Source organism: Leclercia sp. W17 (assembly GCF_003336325.1).
Classification (GTDB): domain Bacteria; phylum Pseudomonadota; class Gammaproteobacteria; order Enterobacterales; family Enterobacteriaceae; genus Enterobacter.
Genome location: NZ_CP031101.1, coordinates 2006255 through 2022985 on the forward strand (window position 1 = coordinate 2006255; position 16731 = coordinate 2022985).

Below are 16731 nucleotides of genomic sequence, written 5' to 3' on the forward strand. Positions count from 1 at the left end.
TGACCCGGGAGAGTAAGCATGACGATAAACACAGGCCGTCCACCCGGCGCCACGGAATGGTTCCAGCAGGCCAGGTTGCTGCGTAAACAGCAGCTGTGCAAGCTGGCACAGCTGGGTACGCTGGTGAGCCGGATCAGCCATCTTGCGCACATGCTACAGTGCGAGCGGGGCGCCTCCAACATCTGGCTCTGTTCCGAAGGGGCGCTCTATGCCCTGGAGTGTAAAGCCAGCCGCGCGCTGGTCGACGAGCATGTGCAGGCGCTGCACCAGACGCTCGGCTCGCCGATGATGGCCAGTGGTGCTCTGTGCGAGCGGGTGGCCAACGCCCTGCAAAGTCTGGAGCAGCTTCCCGCGCTGCGTGAGACGATTACGGCTTGCGCGCTGCCCGCTACGGCGGCGATGGAGCGTTATAGCCGTATGCTGCGAAACCTGCTCAGTATTGTGCCGCAACTCAATGACAGCATTGATGACCCGCAAATCGCGGGCAGATTTGTCGCGCTCTACAGCCTGATGCAGGGCAAAGAGCTGGTGGGGCAGGAGCGGGCGCTGGGGGCGATAGGCTTTACCCAGGGCTTTTTCAGCGATGAGATGCGCCAGACGCTGGTAGACAGAATCGACGGCCAGCAAACCTGTTTCGAGGTCTTTCTCTCCCTGACCCCTCCCAGCCTGCACGATCCTTTCAATCTCAGCGTACCGGGGGCGGAGGTCGAACAGTTGCGGCGGCTGGCCTGCACCCGGCAACCCGCCGCGGATCAGGGAGTGCTGGCGCTGCACTGGTTCTCGCTGCAAACCGAACGCCTCGAACATCTGCGCACCCTGGAAGAGATGCAGATTGCCGATCTGATGCTGGCGGTGGAGGCGCTGATTAGCCGGGCTGACGACGAGCCGCGTGCAGAGCCGCAGACGGAAGAGCCGCTGGCCCTCTATCCACAAAAACCGCTGCTGCCGCTGGTGCGCCAGCAGGCGCAGGAGATTGAGCAGCTCTCCCGCCAGCTGGCCTCGATGCGCGACACGCTGGAGGAGCGCAAGGTGATCGACAAGGCCAAAAGCGTGTTAATGACCCATCAGCAGATGAGTGAGGAGCAGGCCTGGTGCCAGCTGCGCAAGATGGCGATGGATAAAAATCAACGGATGGTAGATATCGCCCGCGCGTTGCTGACGGTCAAAGCCCTGTGGCAGCCGTAAATGCACCCCGGATGGGCAACGCCTGCATGGTTGAGGTGCGTTCTCGCTGTCGGAATGCAGAAAAGCCCCGTCCTTTAAGCACTTAAAACCTGGCATCACCCTTGCATTAATCAACATAACAATTTTAACGACGCGCCAACGGCGGTGTGTCGTTCTTGAGGATAAAGGCGTCCTGCGGTGCTTCGGCACTGCCGGGCGCTTTTTTTTGCCATTTTTTCAGGAGTGAGCATGGTGGAATGGACAAGACGGCGTTTTTTACAGGCCAGTGCGCTGGCGGGCGGGGCGCTGATGTTGCCGGGATTGATGCAGGGCGCATGGGCCGCGGGCTCCGATAAACCGGAGCTGGACACGGTGCGCGTCGGCTTTATCCCCCTGACCGACTGCGCGCCGCTGGCGATCGCGGCCTGGAAAGGGTTCGATAAGAAATATGGCTTCACCCTGGTGCCGAGCAAAGAGGCGAGCTGGGCGGCGGTACGCGACAAGCTGGTGGCTGGGGAGCTGGACGCGGCGCATATTCTCTATGGCCTGCTGTACGGCCTGGAGCTGGGGATCGCCGGTAAAGCCAAACCGATGGCCAACCTGATGACCCTCAACCGGAACGGGCAGGCGATCACCCTGTCGAGCGATCTGGCTCAGCAGGGCGTGCGTGACGTCGAGGGGCTGAAGAAGCTCATCGCCCGGGAGGCACCGGGCACCTACACCTTCGCCCACACCTTTCCCACCGGCACCCATGCCATGTGGCTCTACTACTGGCTGGCGAGCGCGGGAATCAATCCCTTCGACGACGTGCGCACCGTGGTGGTGCCGCCGCCGCAGATGGTGATGAACATGCGCATCGGCAATATGGTCGGCTTCTGCGTCGGCGAGCCGTGGAACGCCCGCGCCATTAACGATCGCATCGGCTTTACCGCTGCCACCTCCCAGTCCATCTGGCCGGAACACCCGGAAAAAGTGCTCGGCACCCGCCACGAGTGGGTAGAGCAATACCCGAACACTGCCCGGGCGCTGGTCAGCGCGCTACTGGAGGCCCAGCGCTGGATCGACGCCTCACCGCAGAACAAAGAGGAGACCGCGCAGCTGCTGGCCCGGCGCGCCTGGCTCAACACCAAAGAGCAGTACCTCACGGGCCGGATGCTGGGCGAATACGACAGCGGAACCGGCAACCGCTGGCAGGATGCCAACCCGATCCGCTTCTTTGAGGAGGGGGCGGTGAGCTACCCGTGGCACTCCGACGGAATGTGGTTCCTGACCCAGTTCCGCCGCTGGGGACTACTGAAAACCGACCCGGATTACGCCGCTATCGCCCAGCGCATCAACCGCACCGACATCTGGCAGGATGCCGCCACTGCCGTGGGCGGGATTCGCGCACCTTCATCGCCGCTGCGCACCAGCACCTTAATGGACGGCACCGTCTGGGACGGCACCGATCCGAAGGGTTACGCCAACCGTTTCGCCATTCACCGTACAGGGGCCTGATATGAAAAACGTCAACATTAAAGCCGCACCCGCCGTACCCGCCGAGCCGGTCAGCGGAGAAGTGATTACCCTGCCGCCGGTGCAGGTTCGCCGCCGCACTCCGGGATTTGCCCGCCGGACCAACGATCTGCTCCAGCGCATCATTCCGGCGCTGCTTGGTCTGGGGTTACTGGTGATCGCCTGGCAGCTGGCGGCAATCAACAGCAAAGGGTTCCCGACGCCGCTCAGCACCCTGGACTCGGCCATCACGCTGTTTGCCGATCCGTTCTACCGCGATGGCCCCAATGACATGGGGGTGGGCTGGAACGTGCTGGCCTCGTTGCAGCGTGTCGCTATCGGCTTTGGCCTGGCAGCCATCGTCGGCATTCCGCTGGGCTTTATGATTGGCCGGTTTACCTTTATGTCCCGCATGTTCACCCCGCTGATTGCGCTGCTGCGTCCGGTCAGCCCGCTGGCCTGGCTGCCCATCGGCCTGCTGCTGTTCCAGAAGGCGGAACCTGCCTCCAGCTGGACCATTTTTATCTGCTCGATCTGGCCGATGGTCATCAACACCGCCGAAGGGGTGCGCCGCATTCCGGAAGATTACCTCAACGTGGCGCGGGTGCTGCAGCTCTCTGAGTGGACGGTGATGCGCCGAATTCTCTTCCCGGCCGTGCTGCCCGCTGTCCTGACCGGGGTGCGGCTCTCCATTGGCATCGCCTGGCTGGTGATTGTCGCCGCCGAGATGCTCACCGGGGGCTTAGGGATCGGCTTCTGGATCTGGAACGAGTGGAACAACCTCAACGTTGAAAACATTCTCATCGCCATCGTCATTATCGGCGTGGTGGGTTTGCTGCTGGAGCAGGGGCTGATGCTGATCGCCCGCCGTTTCAGCTGGCAGGAAAAATAAGGAGCACATGATGAAACCTCTCATTCAGGTCCAGGCCGTCAGCCAGCGTTTTTCCACCGCCAGCGGCGAGTTTCTGGCGTTGCAGAACGTCTCTTTTGATATTCACGAAGGGGAGACCATCAGCCTGATCGGTCACTCCGGCTGCGGCAAATCGACGCTGCTGAATCTCATCGCCGGCATCACGTTGCCGACAGAAGGCGGGCTTCTCTGCGATAACCGCGAGATCGCCGGGCCAGGGCCGGAGCGGGCGGTGGTGTTCCAGAACCACTCCCTGCTGCCGTGGCTCACCTGCTTCGACAACGTGGCGCTGGCGGTGGATCAGGTGTTCCGCCGCAGCATGAGCAAAGCCGAGCGGCGGGAGTGGATCGAACACAACCTCGAGCGGGTGCAGATGGGGCACGCCATCCACAAACGTCCGGGGGAGATCTCCGGCGGTATGAAGCAGCGGGTGGGCATTGCCCGCGCCCTGGCGATGAAGCCAAAAGTGCTGCTGATGGATGAGCCGTTCGGCGCGCTGGATGCGCTGACCCGCGCCCATCTCCAGGACTCGGTGATGCACATTCAGCAGGAGCTGAACACCACCATCGTGCTGATCACCCACGATGTGGACGAAGCGGTGCTGCTCTCGGATCGGGTGCTGATGATGACCAACGGCCCGGCGGCAACGGTAGGGGAGATTTTGCGCGTCGACCTGCCGCGCCCGCGCAACCGGGTGCTGCTGGCAGAGGATAGCCGCTATCACCATATGCGCCAGCAGATCCTGCACTTCCTCTATGAAAAACAGCCGAAAGCGGCCTGAGGAGCATAACCATGCGCCTGGTCATCATTGGAAACGGACTGGCGGCAACGCGGCTGGTTGAGTCATTGACCGAGCGCGCGCCTGGCCGCTTTGAGATCACCCTCATCGGCGAGGAGCGCGTACACGCCTACAACCGCATACAGCTTTCGCCGGTGCTGGGGGGCGAGAAAGAGGCGGCGGCGACACAGCTTCACGATGAGAACTGGTATCGGACGCGCGGCATCACCGTGGTGTGCGGCGAGCGGGTGCGGGCAGTGGATATCAGCACCCGAACGCTGCGTACCGACAGCCGACAGCTCGTATGGGATGAACTGGTCTTTGCCACCGGTTCCCAGCCGTTCGTGCCGCCCATCCCTGGCAGCCATCTGCCCCACGTCTTTACCTTTCGCACTCTGGAGGATGTGGCCGCTATTCTGGCGACGCCCGGCCCGGCGGTGGTGCTGGGGGGCGGCGTACTCGGCGTGGAAGCCGCCGCAGCGTTAAGACAGCATGGTGACAACGTCACGTTAGTCCATCGCGGTCCGTGGCTGATGGAGCAGCAGCTCGATCAGCAGGCGGGTCTGCTGCTGGAGCAGGCGCTTTGCGAGCGGGGTATCGGCTGTGAGCTGAACGCCGGGTTGACGCAGATCGCCCCCGACAGCGTCACCCTCAGCGACGGACGCATCCTGGCCGCTACCCGGGTGGTACTGGCGACGGGCGTGTTGCCCAATATCGCCCTGGCGCAGGCAAGCCGCGTGCCGTGCGGACGGGGGATCCTGGTGGATAACCAGATGCACACTGACATTACGGGCATCAGCGCCATCGGCGAGTGCTGTGAATTAAACGGCGAGACCTGGGGGCTGGTGGCGCCGTGCCTCGCCCAGGCGGAGATCCTCGCCGCCCGTCTCGCCGGGGAGTGCGTCGCCCCCTTTATCCCCACGCAAAACGGCATGCGCCTGAAGGTGACCGGTATTGAGCTGTTCAGCGCGGGCGAGGTTATCGCGCAGGAAAAAGATGCGGTGTGGACCAGCTGGGACCCGCTGACCCGCCACTATCGCCGTCTACTGGTTCGCAACGGCACGCTGGCAGGCGTGCTGCTGATGGGGGAGTGTCGCAGCGCGGCCACCCTCACCGATTTACTGGCAACGTCAGAACCCGCTCAGGCGGACTGGCTGTTCGATCGATTCACTACGCAGCCGCAGGTTGCAGGACAGAACGCTATGACAAAACCTACTCTGGTTGTGGTTGGGCACGGTATGGTCGGCCACCATTTTCTTGAAGACTGCGTCAATCGCGGTTTGCATCAGCAGTATCAGATTGTGGTCTTCGGTGAAGAGCGCTATGCCGCCTACGATCGCGTCCATCTGTCGGAATATTTTGCCGGACGCAGCGCCGACTCGCTGTCGATGGTGGCCGGAGATTTCTTTGCCGATAACGGCATTGAGCTGCGCCTCTCCCAGCCGGTGGTCGCCATCGATCGCGACGCCCGGGTGATTCGCACGGGAGCAGGGCATGAAACCCACTGGGACAAGCTGGTGCTGGCGACCGGTTCGTACCCGTTTGTGCCGCCGGTGCCAGGCCGGGATCTGCCGGGCTGTTTTGTCTACCGTACTCTCGACGACCTGGATAACATCGCCGCCCATGCAAAAAATTCGCGCACCGGGGTGGTGATTGGCGGCGGCCTGCTGGGGCTGGAGGCCGCCAACGCCCTGAAACAGCTTGGGCTGGATACGCACGTGGTGGAGTTTGCCCCGAACCTGATGGCGGTGCAGCTCGATAACGACGGCGCCGCGATGTTGCGCCGTAAAATTGAAGCCCTCGGCGTGGGGGTGCATACCAGTAAGGCCACCACCGAAATCGCAGAAACCGACAGCGGGATGGTACTGCGCTTTGCCGACGGCAGCGAGCTGGCGACCGATATGGTGGTCTTCTCCGCCGGGATCCGCCCGCAGGATGCGCTGGCCCGGAGCTGCGGCCTGGTGCTGGGCGAACGCGGGGGGATTGCCATCGACAACCAGTGCCGCACCTCGGACAGCGATGTTTTTGCTATCGGCGAATGCGCCCTCTGGGAGGGCAAAATCTACGGTCTGGTGGCGCCCGGCTACCAGATGGCGCGGGTGGCCTCCGCCGCGCTGGCGGGAGAAGAGAACGCGTTTATGGGTGCGGATATGAGCACCAAGCTGAAACTGTTAGGCGTAGATGTCGCGTCGTTCGGCGATGCCCATGGCCGCACCGCAGGGGCGCAGAGCTACCAGTGGACCCACGGCCCGCAGCAGATCTACAAGAAGATCGTGGTCAGTGCCGACAATAAAACCCTGCTTGGCGGGGTGCTGGTGGGGGATGCCAGCGAATATGCCACCCTGGTGCAGATGATGCTTAACGACATCCGCCTGCCCAACGATCCGGAAACGCTGATCCTGCCTGCGGTGGCGGGCAGCGCCCCGAAAGCGCTGGGCGTGGCGGCTCTGCCGGAGAGCGCGCAGATCTGCTCCTGCCACAACGTCAGCAAAGGCGATATCTGCCAGGCGGTGAGCAACGGTGCCACCGACATCGGGGCGGTAAAACAGTGCACCAAAGCGGCCACCGGCTGCGGCGGCTGCAGCGCCCTGGTGAAACAGGTGATGGAGTTCCAGCTGGCAGCTCAGGGCGTGGAGGTGAAAAAGGACATCTGCGAGCACTTCGCGTACTCGCGTCAGGAGATCTACCACCTGGTGCGCGTCAACCGCATCCACACCTTTGATCAGCTTATCAGCCGCTACGGCCAGGGGCATGGGTGTGAGATCTGTAAGCCGCTGGTGGGCTCGGTGCTGGCCTCCTGCTGGAACGAATATCTGCTGAAACCGGCCCATCTGCCGCTGCAGGACACCAACGACCGCTACTTTGCCAACATCCAGAAAGATGGTACCTACTCCATTGTGCCGCGCATGGCCGCTGGGGAGGTCACTGCCGACGGGCTGATCGCCATCGGCCAGATCGCCAAACGCTACCAACTCTACAGCAAAATTACCGGCGGGCAGCGTATCGACCTGTTTGGTGCCCGGCTGGAGCAGTTGCCGGAGATCTGGCAGCAGCTGATCGACGCCGGGTTTGAAACCGGGCATGCCTACGGCAAATCCCTGCGCACGGTGAAATCCTGCGTCGGATCTACCTGGTGCCGCTACGGGGTGCAGGACTCGACCGGGCTGGCGGTGACGCTGGAGAACCGTTACAAGGGGCTGCGCGCCCCGCACAAAATCAAGATGGCCGTTTCCGGCTGCACCCGCGAGTGCGCCGAAGCCCAGAGCAAGGATGTGGGGGTGATCGCCACTGACAAGGGGTGGAACCTCTATCTCTGCGGCAACGGCGGGATGAAGCCGCGCCACGCGGATCTGTTTGCCAGCGATCTCGATGAGGCGACGCTCCTGCGCTACGTCGACCGCTTCCTGATGTTCTATATCCGCACCGCCGACCGCCTGCAGCGCACCAGCACCTGGCGGGATAACCTCGAGGGCGGGCTGGAATACCTGCGCGAGGTGATCATCGACGACAGCCTGGGCATTGCCGCCGAGCTGGAGCAGGAGATGCAGCGGGTGGTGGATACCTATCAGTGCGAATGGCAGACCACTTTGCAGGACCCGGGCCGTCTGGCGCAGTTCCGCACCCTCGACGCCGCGCCAACATCCGCAAAACGCTGGCAGGATATCTGTACTCTGGACGAGATCCCGGAACAGGCGGGCATTGGTGCCCGTCTGGGTACGCAGCCCATTGCGCTGTTCCGCTTTGGCAAGGCGATTTATGCCCTTGAGGATCGCGAGCCGGGCGGCAGCGCCAGCGTGCTGTCGCGCGGGATTCTCGGCGATGCCGGGGGCGAGCCGGTGGTGATCTCGCCTCTGTATAAAACCCGGATCCGCCTGCGCGACGGGCGCCATGTTGAAACCGGGGAAGTGGCGGTACGCGCCTGGCCAGTCAGAGTCGATGGCGACCGGGTGCAGGTGGGCAGTGAAGAGCTGGTGATGCGCGCGGAGGCCTCATGACGGAAACCCAAACGACCTGTCCTTACTGCGGCGTGGGCTGCGGCGTGATCGCCCGCGTCGAAAACGGCGAGGTGAGCGTGCGCGGCGACGACAGCCATCCGGCCAACTTCGGTCGGCTGTGCGTCAAAGGCTCGGCGTTGGGGGAGACCATCGGTTTAGCGGGTCGCCTGCTGCACCCGGAGGTGGACAACCAGCCGGTGAGCTGGGAGCAGGCGCTGGATATCGCGGGTGCGCGGCTGCGGGAGATTATTGAAAAACATGGGCCGCAGGCGGTGGCCTTTTATGCCTCCGGCCAGCTGCTGACCGAGGATTACTACGCCGCCAACAAGCTGATGAAGGGCTTTATTGGTGCGGCCAATATCGACACCAACTCCCGGCTCTGCATGTCCTCGGCGGTGGTGGGCTACAAGCGCGCCTTTGGCGAAGACGTTGTCCCGTGCAGCTACGAAGACATTGAGCAAACCGACCTGGTGGTGCTGGTGGGATCTAACGCCGCCTGGACGCACCCGGTGCTCTATCAGCGCCTGGTGCAGGCGAAAATCGACAATCCGGCGATGAAGGTGGTGGTGATCGATCCGCGACGCACCGCGACCTGTGATATTGCCGATCTGCATCTGGCCCTGACGCCGGGCAGCGACGCCGGGCTGTTCGTGGGGCTGCTCAACGCGGTCGACCCCGGCCAGGCCAACGACTGGCCGCCTGAGCGGGTGGCCGAATTTTGCGGCCTGCCGCCCGACGATGTTGCCACTTTTTACGCCTGGTTTAATGCGGCTCCGCGTGCGGTGACGCTCTACACCATGGGGATCAACCAGTCCACCAGCGGCAGCGACAAGTGCAATGCCATTATCAACGTCCATCTGGCGAGCGGAAAAATTGGGCGTGAAGGCTGCGGACCCTTTTCGCTGACCGGTCAGCCCAATGCGATGGGCGGGCGCGAGGTGGGCGGGCTGGCCAATCAGCTGGCGGCGCACATGAATTTCACGCCGGACGATTTAAGCCGCGTGGCGCGCTTCTGGGGGACGGAGCGGCTGGCGCAGACGCCGGGACTGATGGCGGTGGAGCTGTTTGAGGCCATCGCCCGCGGTGAAGTGAAGGCGGTGTGGATCATGGGTACTAACCCGGCAGTATCACTTCCGGACAGCCATGCGGTCTGCCAGGCGCTGGCGGTCTGTCCGCTGGTGATGGTCTCCGAAGTGATGCGCAACACCGACACCAGCCGCTTCGCCCATATCCGTTTTCCGGCGCTCGGCTGGGGAGAGAAAGAGGGGACGGTGACCAACTCCGAACGGCGCATCTCCCGCCAGCGCGCCTTTCTGTCCGCGCCCGGCGAGGCGAAGCCCGACTGGTGGATCATCGCCCGTATTGCTGAGAAACTGGGCCATGGCGCGGCCTTCGCCTGGGATCATCCTCACGCCATCTTTGCCGAACACGCCGCCCTGACGGCCTTTGAAAACGATGGCGAACGGATGCTCAATCTCGCGGCGCTGGCACCGCTGACCCGGGAAGAGTGGGATGGGCTGACGCCCTGGCAGTGGCCGATCAACCGGGAAGCACTCACCCGTGCGCAGCAGGTGCCAGTCAACCCGCGGCCGCATGGCGCTACGCCGAATCTGCTTTATCCCTTTACCCTCAACAGCGGACGACTCCGCGACCAGTGGCACACCATGACCCGCACCGGCTACGTGCCGCGCCTGATGCAGCACCGCGATGAACCGACGGTGGAGATCTCGCCGCAGGATGCCGCCCGGCTGGGGATGCAGGATGGACAACTGGCACGCATCAGCGCCCCGCGCGGGCTGATGGTGGCCCGGGCGCGGATAAACGACGGGCAGCGCCCCGGGGAGCTGTTTGTCCCGATGCACTGGAACAGCTGTTTTTCGCGCCAGGGCAAAGTAAATGCCTTGGTTGAAGGGCGCTGCGATCCCCACTCCGGCCAGCCGGAGAGCAAACAGACCGCAGTGCGGCTGATGCCGTGGCAGCCCGCCTGGCAGGGGGAGCTTTACAACCGGGAGGAACTGGCCCTGCCGACGCACGTCCACTGGTGGCGCAAAGCGGCAAAGGGGGTGTCGCGCCTGACTCTGGCGGGAGACAAGCCACTGCTGGAGTGGCTGCTGACACACTGCGCCGGACAGGGCTGGCAGCTGCAAATCGCGCAGACGGGCGAGCGAAGCAGCCTCCTGGCCTGGCATGACGGGGCATTGATGCTGGGATTCTGGCAAGGCACCGGCGTACCGGCGCTGGCGCACAACGTTATCGAAGCCGCGTTTCACGCCGCGCCGGTCGCGCTGGCGGAGCGTCACGCCCTGCTGAACGGGCAGCACCCCGGCGAGCGCGTTGAGCCCGGGCGCATTATCTGTAGCTGTTTCAGCATTGGCGAAAACGCTATCCGCGAGGCCATTGCGGGGGGATGCGACTCGGCGGCAGCGCTGGGGGTAAAACTTCGCTGCGGCACCAACTGCGGCTCCTGTGTGCCGGAGCTGAAGGCGATGCTTTCTGTGAGGGTGTAAACGCCTGATGGCGCTGCGCTTATCAGGCCTACGGTTTCTGTGCGGGGGTAAACGGCTTATCAGGCCTACAGGAAGCGTAGGCCGGGTAAGCGCAGCGCCACCCGGCAATCTTCAGGATATTCCTGAAATTTACCTTAGGGCTGAAATTTTTTCTCAGGCGCGCTAAGGTGTTAACTCCGTTTTCTCTCAACACAGGCACCCTTACACGACGGTGATGGTTGTTTCCCCCCGTATTCGTTCGCTGTTTCTTCTCCTCTGTTATGCCGGAGCCGTTCACGCTGCCCCGAATTCGTTTATCCATCAGGCGCAAAATCCGTTCGATAATAATGGCGACAGCCTGCCGGACTTAGGCATGGCGACCCCGACGGGGGAGGGTGAAAAGCATCTGGCGGAGATGGCAAAAGCGTTCGGCGAAGCCAGCATGACCGACAACGGCCTGACCACCGAGGAGCAGGCCCGGCAGTTTGCCCTGGGCAAGGTGCGGGACGCCGTCAGCCAGGAGGTGAACCAGCACATTGAGTCCTGGCTTTCGCCGTGGGGCAATGCCAGCGTCGATCTGCTGGTCAATGAAGAGGGGCGCTTCACCGGCAGCAAGGGGAGCTGGTTTATACCCTGGCAGGATAACAACCACTACCTCACCTGGAGTCAGCTCGGCCTGACCCAGCAGGAGGACGGCCTGGTGAGCAATGCGGGCATCGGCCAGCGCTGGGTGGCGGGCAAGTGGCTGCTCGGTTACAACACCTTTTATGACAATCTGCTCGATGAGAACCTGCAACGCGCCGGGCTGGGAGCGGAAGCCTGGGGCGAATACCTGCGCCTGTCGGCCAACTACTATCAGCCGTTTGCCAGCTGGCGTGACAGCTCGGAGGTGCAGGAGCAGCGCATGGCGCGCGGGTACGATATCAGCGCCAACGCCAGGCTGCCCTTTTATCATCACCTCAACACCAGCATCAGCTTTGAACAATATTTTGGCGACAGCGTGGATCTGTTTCACACCGGCACCGGGTATCACAATCCGCTGGCGGTCAACCTCGGGCTGAACTACACCCCGGTGCCGCTGGTGACCCTTTCCGCCGGGCATAAGCAGGGGGAGAGCGGAGTGAGCCAGAACAACCTCGGCCTGAAACTCAACTACCGCTTCGGGGTGCCGCTGAAAAAACAGCTCTCCGCCAGCGAAGTGGCCGAAAGCCGCTCCCTGCGGGGAAGCCGCTACGATCCGCCTGAGCGTCAGAACCTGCCGGTGCTGGAGTTCCGCCAGCGTAAAACGCTCTCGGTATGGCTGGCGACGCCGCCGTGGGATCTCAAGCCGGGCGAAACGGTCATGCTGAAGCTGGATATTCGCAGCCGTAACGGGGTGCGTTCCCTGCACTGGCAGGGCGATACGCAGGCGCTGAGTCTGACCTCACCGGCGAAGGCCAGTGACAGCGAAGGCTGGAGCATTATCCTGCCGGCGTGGGATAGCAGTGAGGGGGCAAGCAACCGCTGGCGGCTGTCGGTGGTGGTGGAAGATGAAGCGGGGCAGCGTGTCTCTTCCAATGAGATCACGCTTGCCCTGACGGAGCCGCTACTGGCGATGCCAGAGGAAGATCCGCGCTGGACGCTGCTGCCGGACGAGTAAACTCAGAAAATGCGCTCCTGGTGTACCCAGACCGCCGCTTCCACCCGTGACTTCAGCTTCATCTTCTTCAGCATATGCTTCACATGGACTTTGACCGTGCTTTCGGTGATGTCCAGACGGCGGGCGATCATCTTGTTTGGCAACCCCTGGGCAATCAGCTTGAGGATATCGCGCTCGCGCGGGGTCAACTGGCTGACGTCGCGATCGGAAGTCGCACGGTTGGCGCGCAGGCTGGCCGCCAGTACCGGGGTTAACGCTTCGCTTAACACCATGTCGCCAGCCGCCGCCTGTTGCAGCGATTTCAGCAGATCTTCCGGCTCCATGTCTTTCAGCAGGTAGCCATCGGCGCCGCGTTTCAGGGCGGTGACCACATCCTCTTCATGGTTGGAGACGCTGAAGACCACCACGCGACCGGAGAGCGTTTTCTCGCGCAGCTTATCGAGGGTTTCGAGGCCGTTCATGCCGGGCATATTCAGGTCGAGCAGGATCAAATCAGGATCGAGCGCTTCGGCCAGTTCAATACCCTGTTCCCCGTTGCTGGCTTCGCCCACGACGGTGATATCCGACGCCATGCTGATAAGTTGTTTAACACCGGTGCGCAGCATCGGATGGTCGTCGATCAACAGGATTGTAGCGGGCTCCTGATTAGACATGGTGTTCTCCTTGAGCAGTGAAAAGAGGCTTTTCGGGAATAAAGGTGACGATAACGTCAGTTCCGCCCGATTCGCTCCGGCGGACCTGACAATCTCCACGCAGGCTTTGTGCGCGGTCTCGCATAATAATCAGACCATAGTGGTTACTGCGTTCGGCGTTTTCCGGGATCCCGCAGCCGTTGTCACGCACCACCAGTCTGACCTGGTTTTCGTGCTGGCTCACGGTGAGCGAGACCGCCGTCGCCCCGGCGTGTTTCAGCGCGTTGCTTAACGCCTCCCGGGCGATCTGCAGCAAATGAATGGCCTGATGAGAGGGTACGAAACGGGGCGGCAGCTGATAGTCCAGCGAGACGGTAAAGCCGAGCCGGGCGCTAAACTCCTGACAGCTGGCCTCCAGCGCAGGCCGCAGGCCGGGCTCCGTCAATTGCAGGCGGAAGGTGGTCAGCAGTTCACGCAATTGTATCCAGGAGGTGTTCAGCTCGTTGCGGATCTGGCTCAGCAGCTGCTTGCTGCTCTCCGGCAGATCCGTGTCCTGCATCTGCAGACAGCTGACCTGCATCTTCATGCAGGAGAGCGACTGGGCGATGGAATCATGCAATTCGCGGGCAATGGTGGCGCGCTCTTCCATCACAATCAGCTGCTGCTGTTTTTCCTGATGACGGTCGAGGGCCAGGGTCGCGGTCAGCTGCTCCACCAGCGTATCGACCAGCTGCTGCTGATCGTGGCTGAGATGACGTCCGGCGGGCAGCGTCGCCAGTAAAATGCCGTACTGCGTCAGGTTATCCGCCAGGCGCCACTTCAGGGTGGTCCCGCTGGTGGTCAGCGGCGGCAGGCCGCGCGGGCAGAGGCGACAGCCAATTTCATCGCAGCTGGCATCCGACTGGCAGGTAAATTCCTGATGATTCTCTTCATCTTCCAGATCGTATACGCGCAATTCGATGTCGTGCAACTGGGTCAGATTCTGCAGGCCGTTAAGCACCGGCGAGAGGCGCTCGCACAGCGGCACCTGGGAGTGCAGGCGGCGGTTGGCCTGCCAGAGGAAGGAGAGGATCTCGTTTTTCTGCTCCAGCCCGGCAGTTTTTTCGCGCACGCGCTGTTCCAGCACCGCATAACTCTCAGCCAGCTCGCCGGACATGGTGTTCAGCGCCTCGCCGAGCATCGCCATCTCATTGCGTCCGTTGATGTGGGCGCGCTGGGTAAAATCACGCTGGGTCACGGCGCGGGCCATCGCCAGCAGCTGGCGCCAGGGGTGCAGAAGCCGGGCGCGCAGCCAGAGGATGGTGAAGACCAGCAGCAGCCCCATAAAGACCGCCATCACCTGCTGCAGCAGTACCACCCTGCCGATACGCAGCTCGGTGCTGTGATCGAACGCCGAAACCAGAGTATCCAGACGGCTGACAAAGCCGGAGACATCCTGGGCTACCGCATCCGGATTACGCGCCTGTCGCAGCCCGGGCATTAACTGGGTATGCCAGTATGTCTGCAGGGCCTTCAGCTGCGCCTGCTGACGATCGCGGCGGGCAGCGATTTCCAGTTCGGGGCTGAACGCCGTCGCTTCCATTTCATCGAGTAACGCCTGGTCTTTGGCTTCCAGGGGGATGGCCGCCAGCAGGCGGTAGCTCTGCATACGCAGTGAACCGGCCTTATTAATGGCGTGTGCGCTGCCTTGAACGCCCTGAACCAGCCAGCCGGAGATCGCCATCCCTGTCACCCCGATCCCGGTAGACAGCATGACAATCAGCACCAGTTGGTTAACCAGCGTGAGTGGTGAAAAACAGCGTTTAAACATAGGGCAGTCTGGCTCCTGACAATGCCTGGACTCGGCAAGGGCTCTATTCTCAGGCAACCCCTGGAGTATACCCATACCTCAAAAGGATTACCTACTAATTGCCATTGGAGAGGTGAATGGGAGGAGAGGGGTAAGCGGGGGAAGCAGTACCGTGAAAAACCACACCTTTTTCACTGATAAGCGCTACTCACTTTGGGGGATAGCGATTTTCAGGCCATAAAATTGCCCACCTTCCCATTGATTTATATCAACTTCCTGTCGGCTTAAAACCCTGATCTTTGTGGCAACTTTTAAGAATCAGAGGTGTCTATGAGTCACTCTACTACCCCCGAAAGGGATTCTGGCGCAGTCATTACCGAGTGGCGTCCGGAAGATCCGGCGTTCTGGCAACAGCGCGGCCAACGTGTAGCAAGTCGTAATCTGTGGATTTCCGTTCCCTGTCTGCTGCTGGCGTTCTGCGTCTGGATGTTGTTCAGCGCCGTCGCTGTTAACCTGCCGAAAGTGGGCTTCAAGTTTACCACCGACCAGCTGTTTATGTTAACCGCGCTACCTGCGCTCTCCGGCGCACTGCTGCGTGTCCCTTATGCCTTTATGGTACCGGTGTTCGGCGGACGCCGCTGGACCGCGTTCAGTACCGGCATCATGATCATCCCGTGCGTCTGGCTGGGCTTTGCGGTACAGGATACCTCTACACCGTTTAGCACCTTCGTAATCATCTCTCTGCTGTGCGGCTTTGCAGGGGCAAACTTTGCCTCCAGCATGGCGAACATCAGCTTCTTCTTCCCGAAACAGAAGCAGGGCGGGGCGCTGGGGATCAACGGCGGCCTGGGCAACATGGGCGTCAGCGTAATGCAGCTGATTGCGCCGCTGGCGATCTCGGTCTCTATTTTCGCCGCGTTTGGTGGCGCTGGCGTTGAACAGGCCGACGGCTCGCTGCTGTTCCTGCAGAACGCCGCGTGGATCTGGGTGCCGTTCCTGGTGGTCTTTACCCTGGCGGCATGGTTTGGCATGAACGACCTGGCGGCATCGAAAGCGTCGCTCAGCGAACAGCTGCCGGTGCTGAAGCGCGCTCACCTGTGGATCATGGCGCTGCTCTATCTGGCAACGTTCGGCTCGTTTATCGGCTTCTCTGCCGGGTTTGCTATGTTGTCCAAAACCCAGTTCCCGGATGTGCAGATCCTGCACTACGCCTTCTTCGGGCCGTTTATTGGTGCCCTGGCACGCTCTACCGGCGGGATGATCTCTGACCGTCTGGGCGGTACCCGCGTGACGCTGGTGAACTTTGTGGTGATGGCTCTCTTCTGTGCCCTGCTGTTTATGACCCTGCCGGTGAACGGTGTGGGCGGCAACTTCGGCGCCTTCTTCGCGGTCTTTATGGTGCTGTTCCTGACCGCCGGGCTGGGGAGTGCTTCCACCTTCCAGATGATCTCGGTGATCTTCCGTAAACTGACGATGGATCGCGTTAAAGCGCAGGGCGGCAGTGAGCAGCAGGCGATGCGTGAGGCGGCTACCGACACCGCAGCCGCGCTGGGCTTTATCTCTGCAATCGGCGCGATTGGCGGGTTCTTTATTCCTAAAGCCTTTGGTATCTCGCTGGATCTGACCGGCTCGCCGGCGGGTGCGATGAAGGTGTTCCTGATTTTCTATATCGTCTGCGTGTTTGTCACCTGGCTGGTATACGGACGGAATTCTAATAAAAAGTAAGTTTGATTATCCGTTTGCGCGGCCTGGTGCCGCGCTTTTTTTGCCCTGCAATTAGTTACAACATACTAAAAGCGTAAGCCGCTGTTAGCATGCGGCCACTGTGATCGCCATCGCTAATC

At 61.9% G+C, this 16731-nt stretch carries 10 protein-coding genes; 8 read left to right on the forward strand and 2 right to left on the reverse strand.

Annotated features, from left to right (window positions below; genetic code table 11):
- Positions 1-18: 18 nt before the first annotated feature.
- From nasR to DVA44_RS09900, 7 genes are all read left to right on the forward strand, one after another.
- Entirely contained in the window at positions 19-1185 is a 1167-nt protein-coding gene (gene nasR / locus DVA44_RS09865) for a nitrate regulatory protein NasR (RefSeq protein ID WP_114386511.1), read from the forward strand.
- A gap of 228 nt (positions 1186-1413) precedes the next feature.
- Complete coding sequence (locus DVA44_RS09875; protein WP_114386513.1) at positions 1414-2661, forward strand: CmpA/NrtA family ABC transporter substrate-binding protein; 1248 nt, start codon at positions 1414-1416, stop codon at positions 2659-2661.
- Between the two features lies 1 nt (position 2662).
- On the forward strand, positions 2663-3550 hold the full coding sequence (gene ntrB, locus DVA44_RS09880; protein ID WP_103822279.1) for a nitrate ABC transporter permease: 888 nt from the start codon (positions 2663-2665) through the stop codon (positions 3548-3550).
- Between the two features lie 10 nt (positions 3551-3560).
- Positions 3561-4349 (forward strand): ABC transporter ATP-binding protein, encoded by a 789-nt coding sequence (locus DVA44_RS09885; protein WP_114386515.1) that lies wholly within the window; start codon positions 3561-3563, stop codon positions 4347-4349.
- An 11-nt stretch (positions 4350-4360) separates the two neighbouring features.
- A complete protein-coding gene (nirB, locus tag DVA44_RS09890; RefSeq protein WP_114386517.1) occupies positions 4361-8341 on the forward strand; it encodes a nitrite reductase large subunit NirB in 3981 nt (1326 codons plus the stop codon).
- On the forward strand, positions 8338-10848 hold the full coding sequence (locus tag DVA44_RS09895; protein ID WP_114386519.1) for a nitrate reductase: 2511 nt from the start codon (positions 8338-8340) through the stop codon (positions 10846-10848). Before nirB ends, DVA44_RS09895 begins: the two co-directional genes overlap by 4 nt.
- Positions 10849-11062: 214 nt before the next feature.
- Entirely contained in the window at positions 11063-12466 is a 1404-nt protein-coding gene (locus DVA44_RS09900) for a YchO/YchP family invasin (RefSeq protein WP_114386521.1), read from the forward strand.
- A gap of 2 nt (positions 12467-12468) precedes the next feature.
- Here the strand turns inward: DVA44_RS09900 and narL are convergent, their stop codons facing one another.
- Both narL and narX read right to left on the reverse strand, forming a co-directional pair.
- Positions 12469-13119: a two-component system response regulator NarL gene (gene narL / locus DVA44_RS09905; RefSeq protein ID WP_103822275.1), complete on the reverse strand. Its 651-nt coding sequence runs from the start codon at positions 13117-13119 to the stop codon at positions 12469-12471.
- Positions 13112-14908 carry a nitrate/nitrite two-component system sensor histidine kinase NarX gene (gene narX / locus DVA44_RS09910; protein ID WP_114314711.1) on the reverse strand — a complete coding sequence of 599 codons (1797 nt, stop codon included), beginning with the start codon at positions 14906-14908 and terminating at the stop codon, positions 13112-13114. Before narX ends, narL begins: the two co-directional genes overlap by 8 nt.
- Positions 14909-15217: 309 nt before the next feature.
- Between narX and DVA44_RS09915 the strand changes: the two genes are divergently transcribed.
- A complete protein-coding gene (locus tag DVA44_RS09915) occupies positions 15218-16612 on the forward strand; it encodes a NarK family nitrate/nitrite MFS transporter (RefSeq protein WP_114386523.1) in 1395 nt (464 codons plus the stop codon).
- The last annotated feature ends 119 nt before the right edge of the window (positions 16613-16731 follow it).

What these genes read in the sequence shown, in the direction of transcription:
- DVA44_RS09875 (WP_114386513.1), top strand. Translation starts at nt 1,414, where the DNA reads ATGGTGGAATGGACAAGACGGCGTTTTTTACAGGCCAGTGCGCTGGCG.
- ntrB (WP_103822279.1), top strand. Translation starts at nt 2,663, where the DNA reads ATGAAAAACGTCAACATTAAAGCCGCACCCGCCGTACCCGCCGAGCCG.
- nasR (WP_114386511.1), top strand. Translation starts at nt 19, where the DNA reads ATGACGATAAACACAGGCCGTCCACCCGGCGCCACGGAATGGTTCCAG.
- DVA44_RS09915 (WP_114386523.1), top strand. Translation starts at nt 15,218, where the DNA reads ATGAGTCACTCTACTACCCCCGAAAGGGATTCTGGCGCAGTCATTACC.
- narX (WP_114314711.1), bottom strand. Translation starts at nt 14,908, where the DNA reads ATGTTTAAACGCTGTTTTTCACCACTCACGCTGGTTAACCAACTGGTG.
- nirB (WP_114386517.1), top strand. Translation starts at nt 4,361, where the DNA reads ATGCGCCTGGTCATCATTGGAAACGGACTGGCGGCAACGCGGCTGGTT.
- DVA44_RS09895 (WP_114386519.1), top strand. Translation starts at nt 8,338, where the DNA reads ATGACGGAAACCCAAACGACCTGTCCTTACTGCGGCGTGGGCTGCGGC.
- DVA44_RS09885 (WP_114386515.1), top strand. Translation starts at nt 3,561, where the DNA reads ATGAAACCTCTCATTCAGGTCCAGGCCGTCAGCCAGCGTTTTTCCACC.
- narL (WP_103822275.1), bottom strand. Translation starts at nt 13,119, where the DNA reads ATGTCTAATCAGGAGCCCGCTACAATCCTGTTGATCGACGACCATCCG.
- DVA44_RS09900 (WP_114386521.1), top strand. Translation starts at nt 11,063, where the DNA reads ATGGTTGTTTCCCCCCGTATTCGTTCGCTGTTTCTTCTCCTCTGTTAT.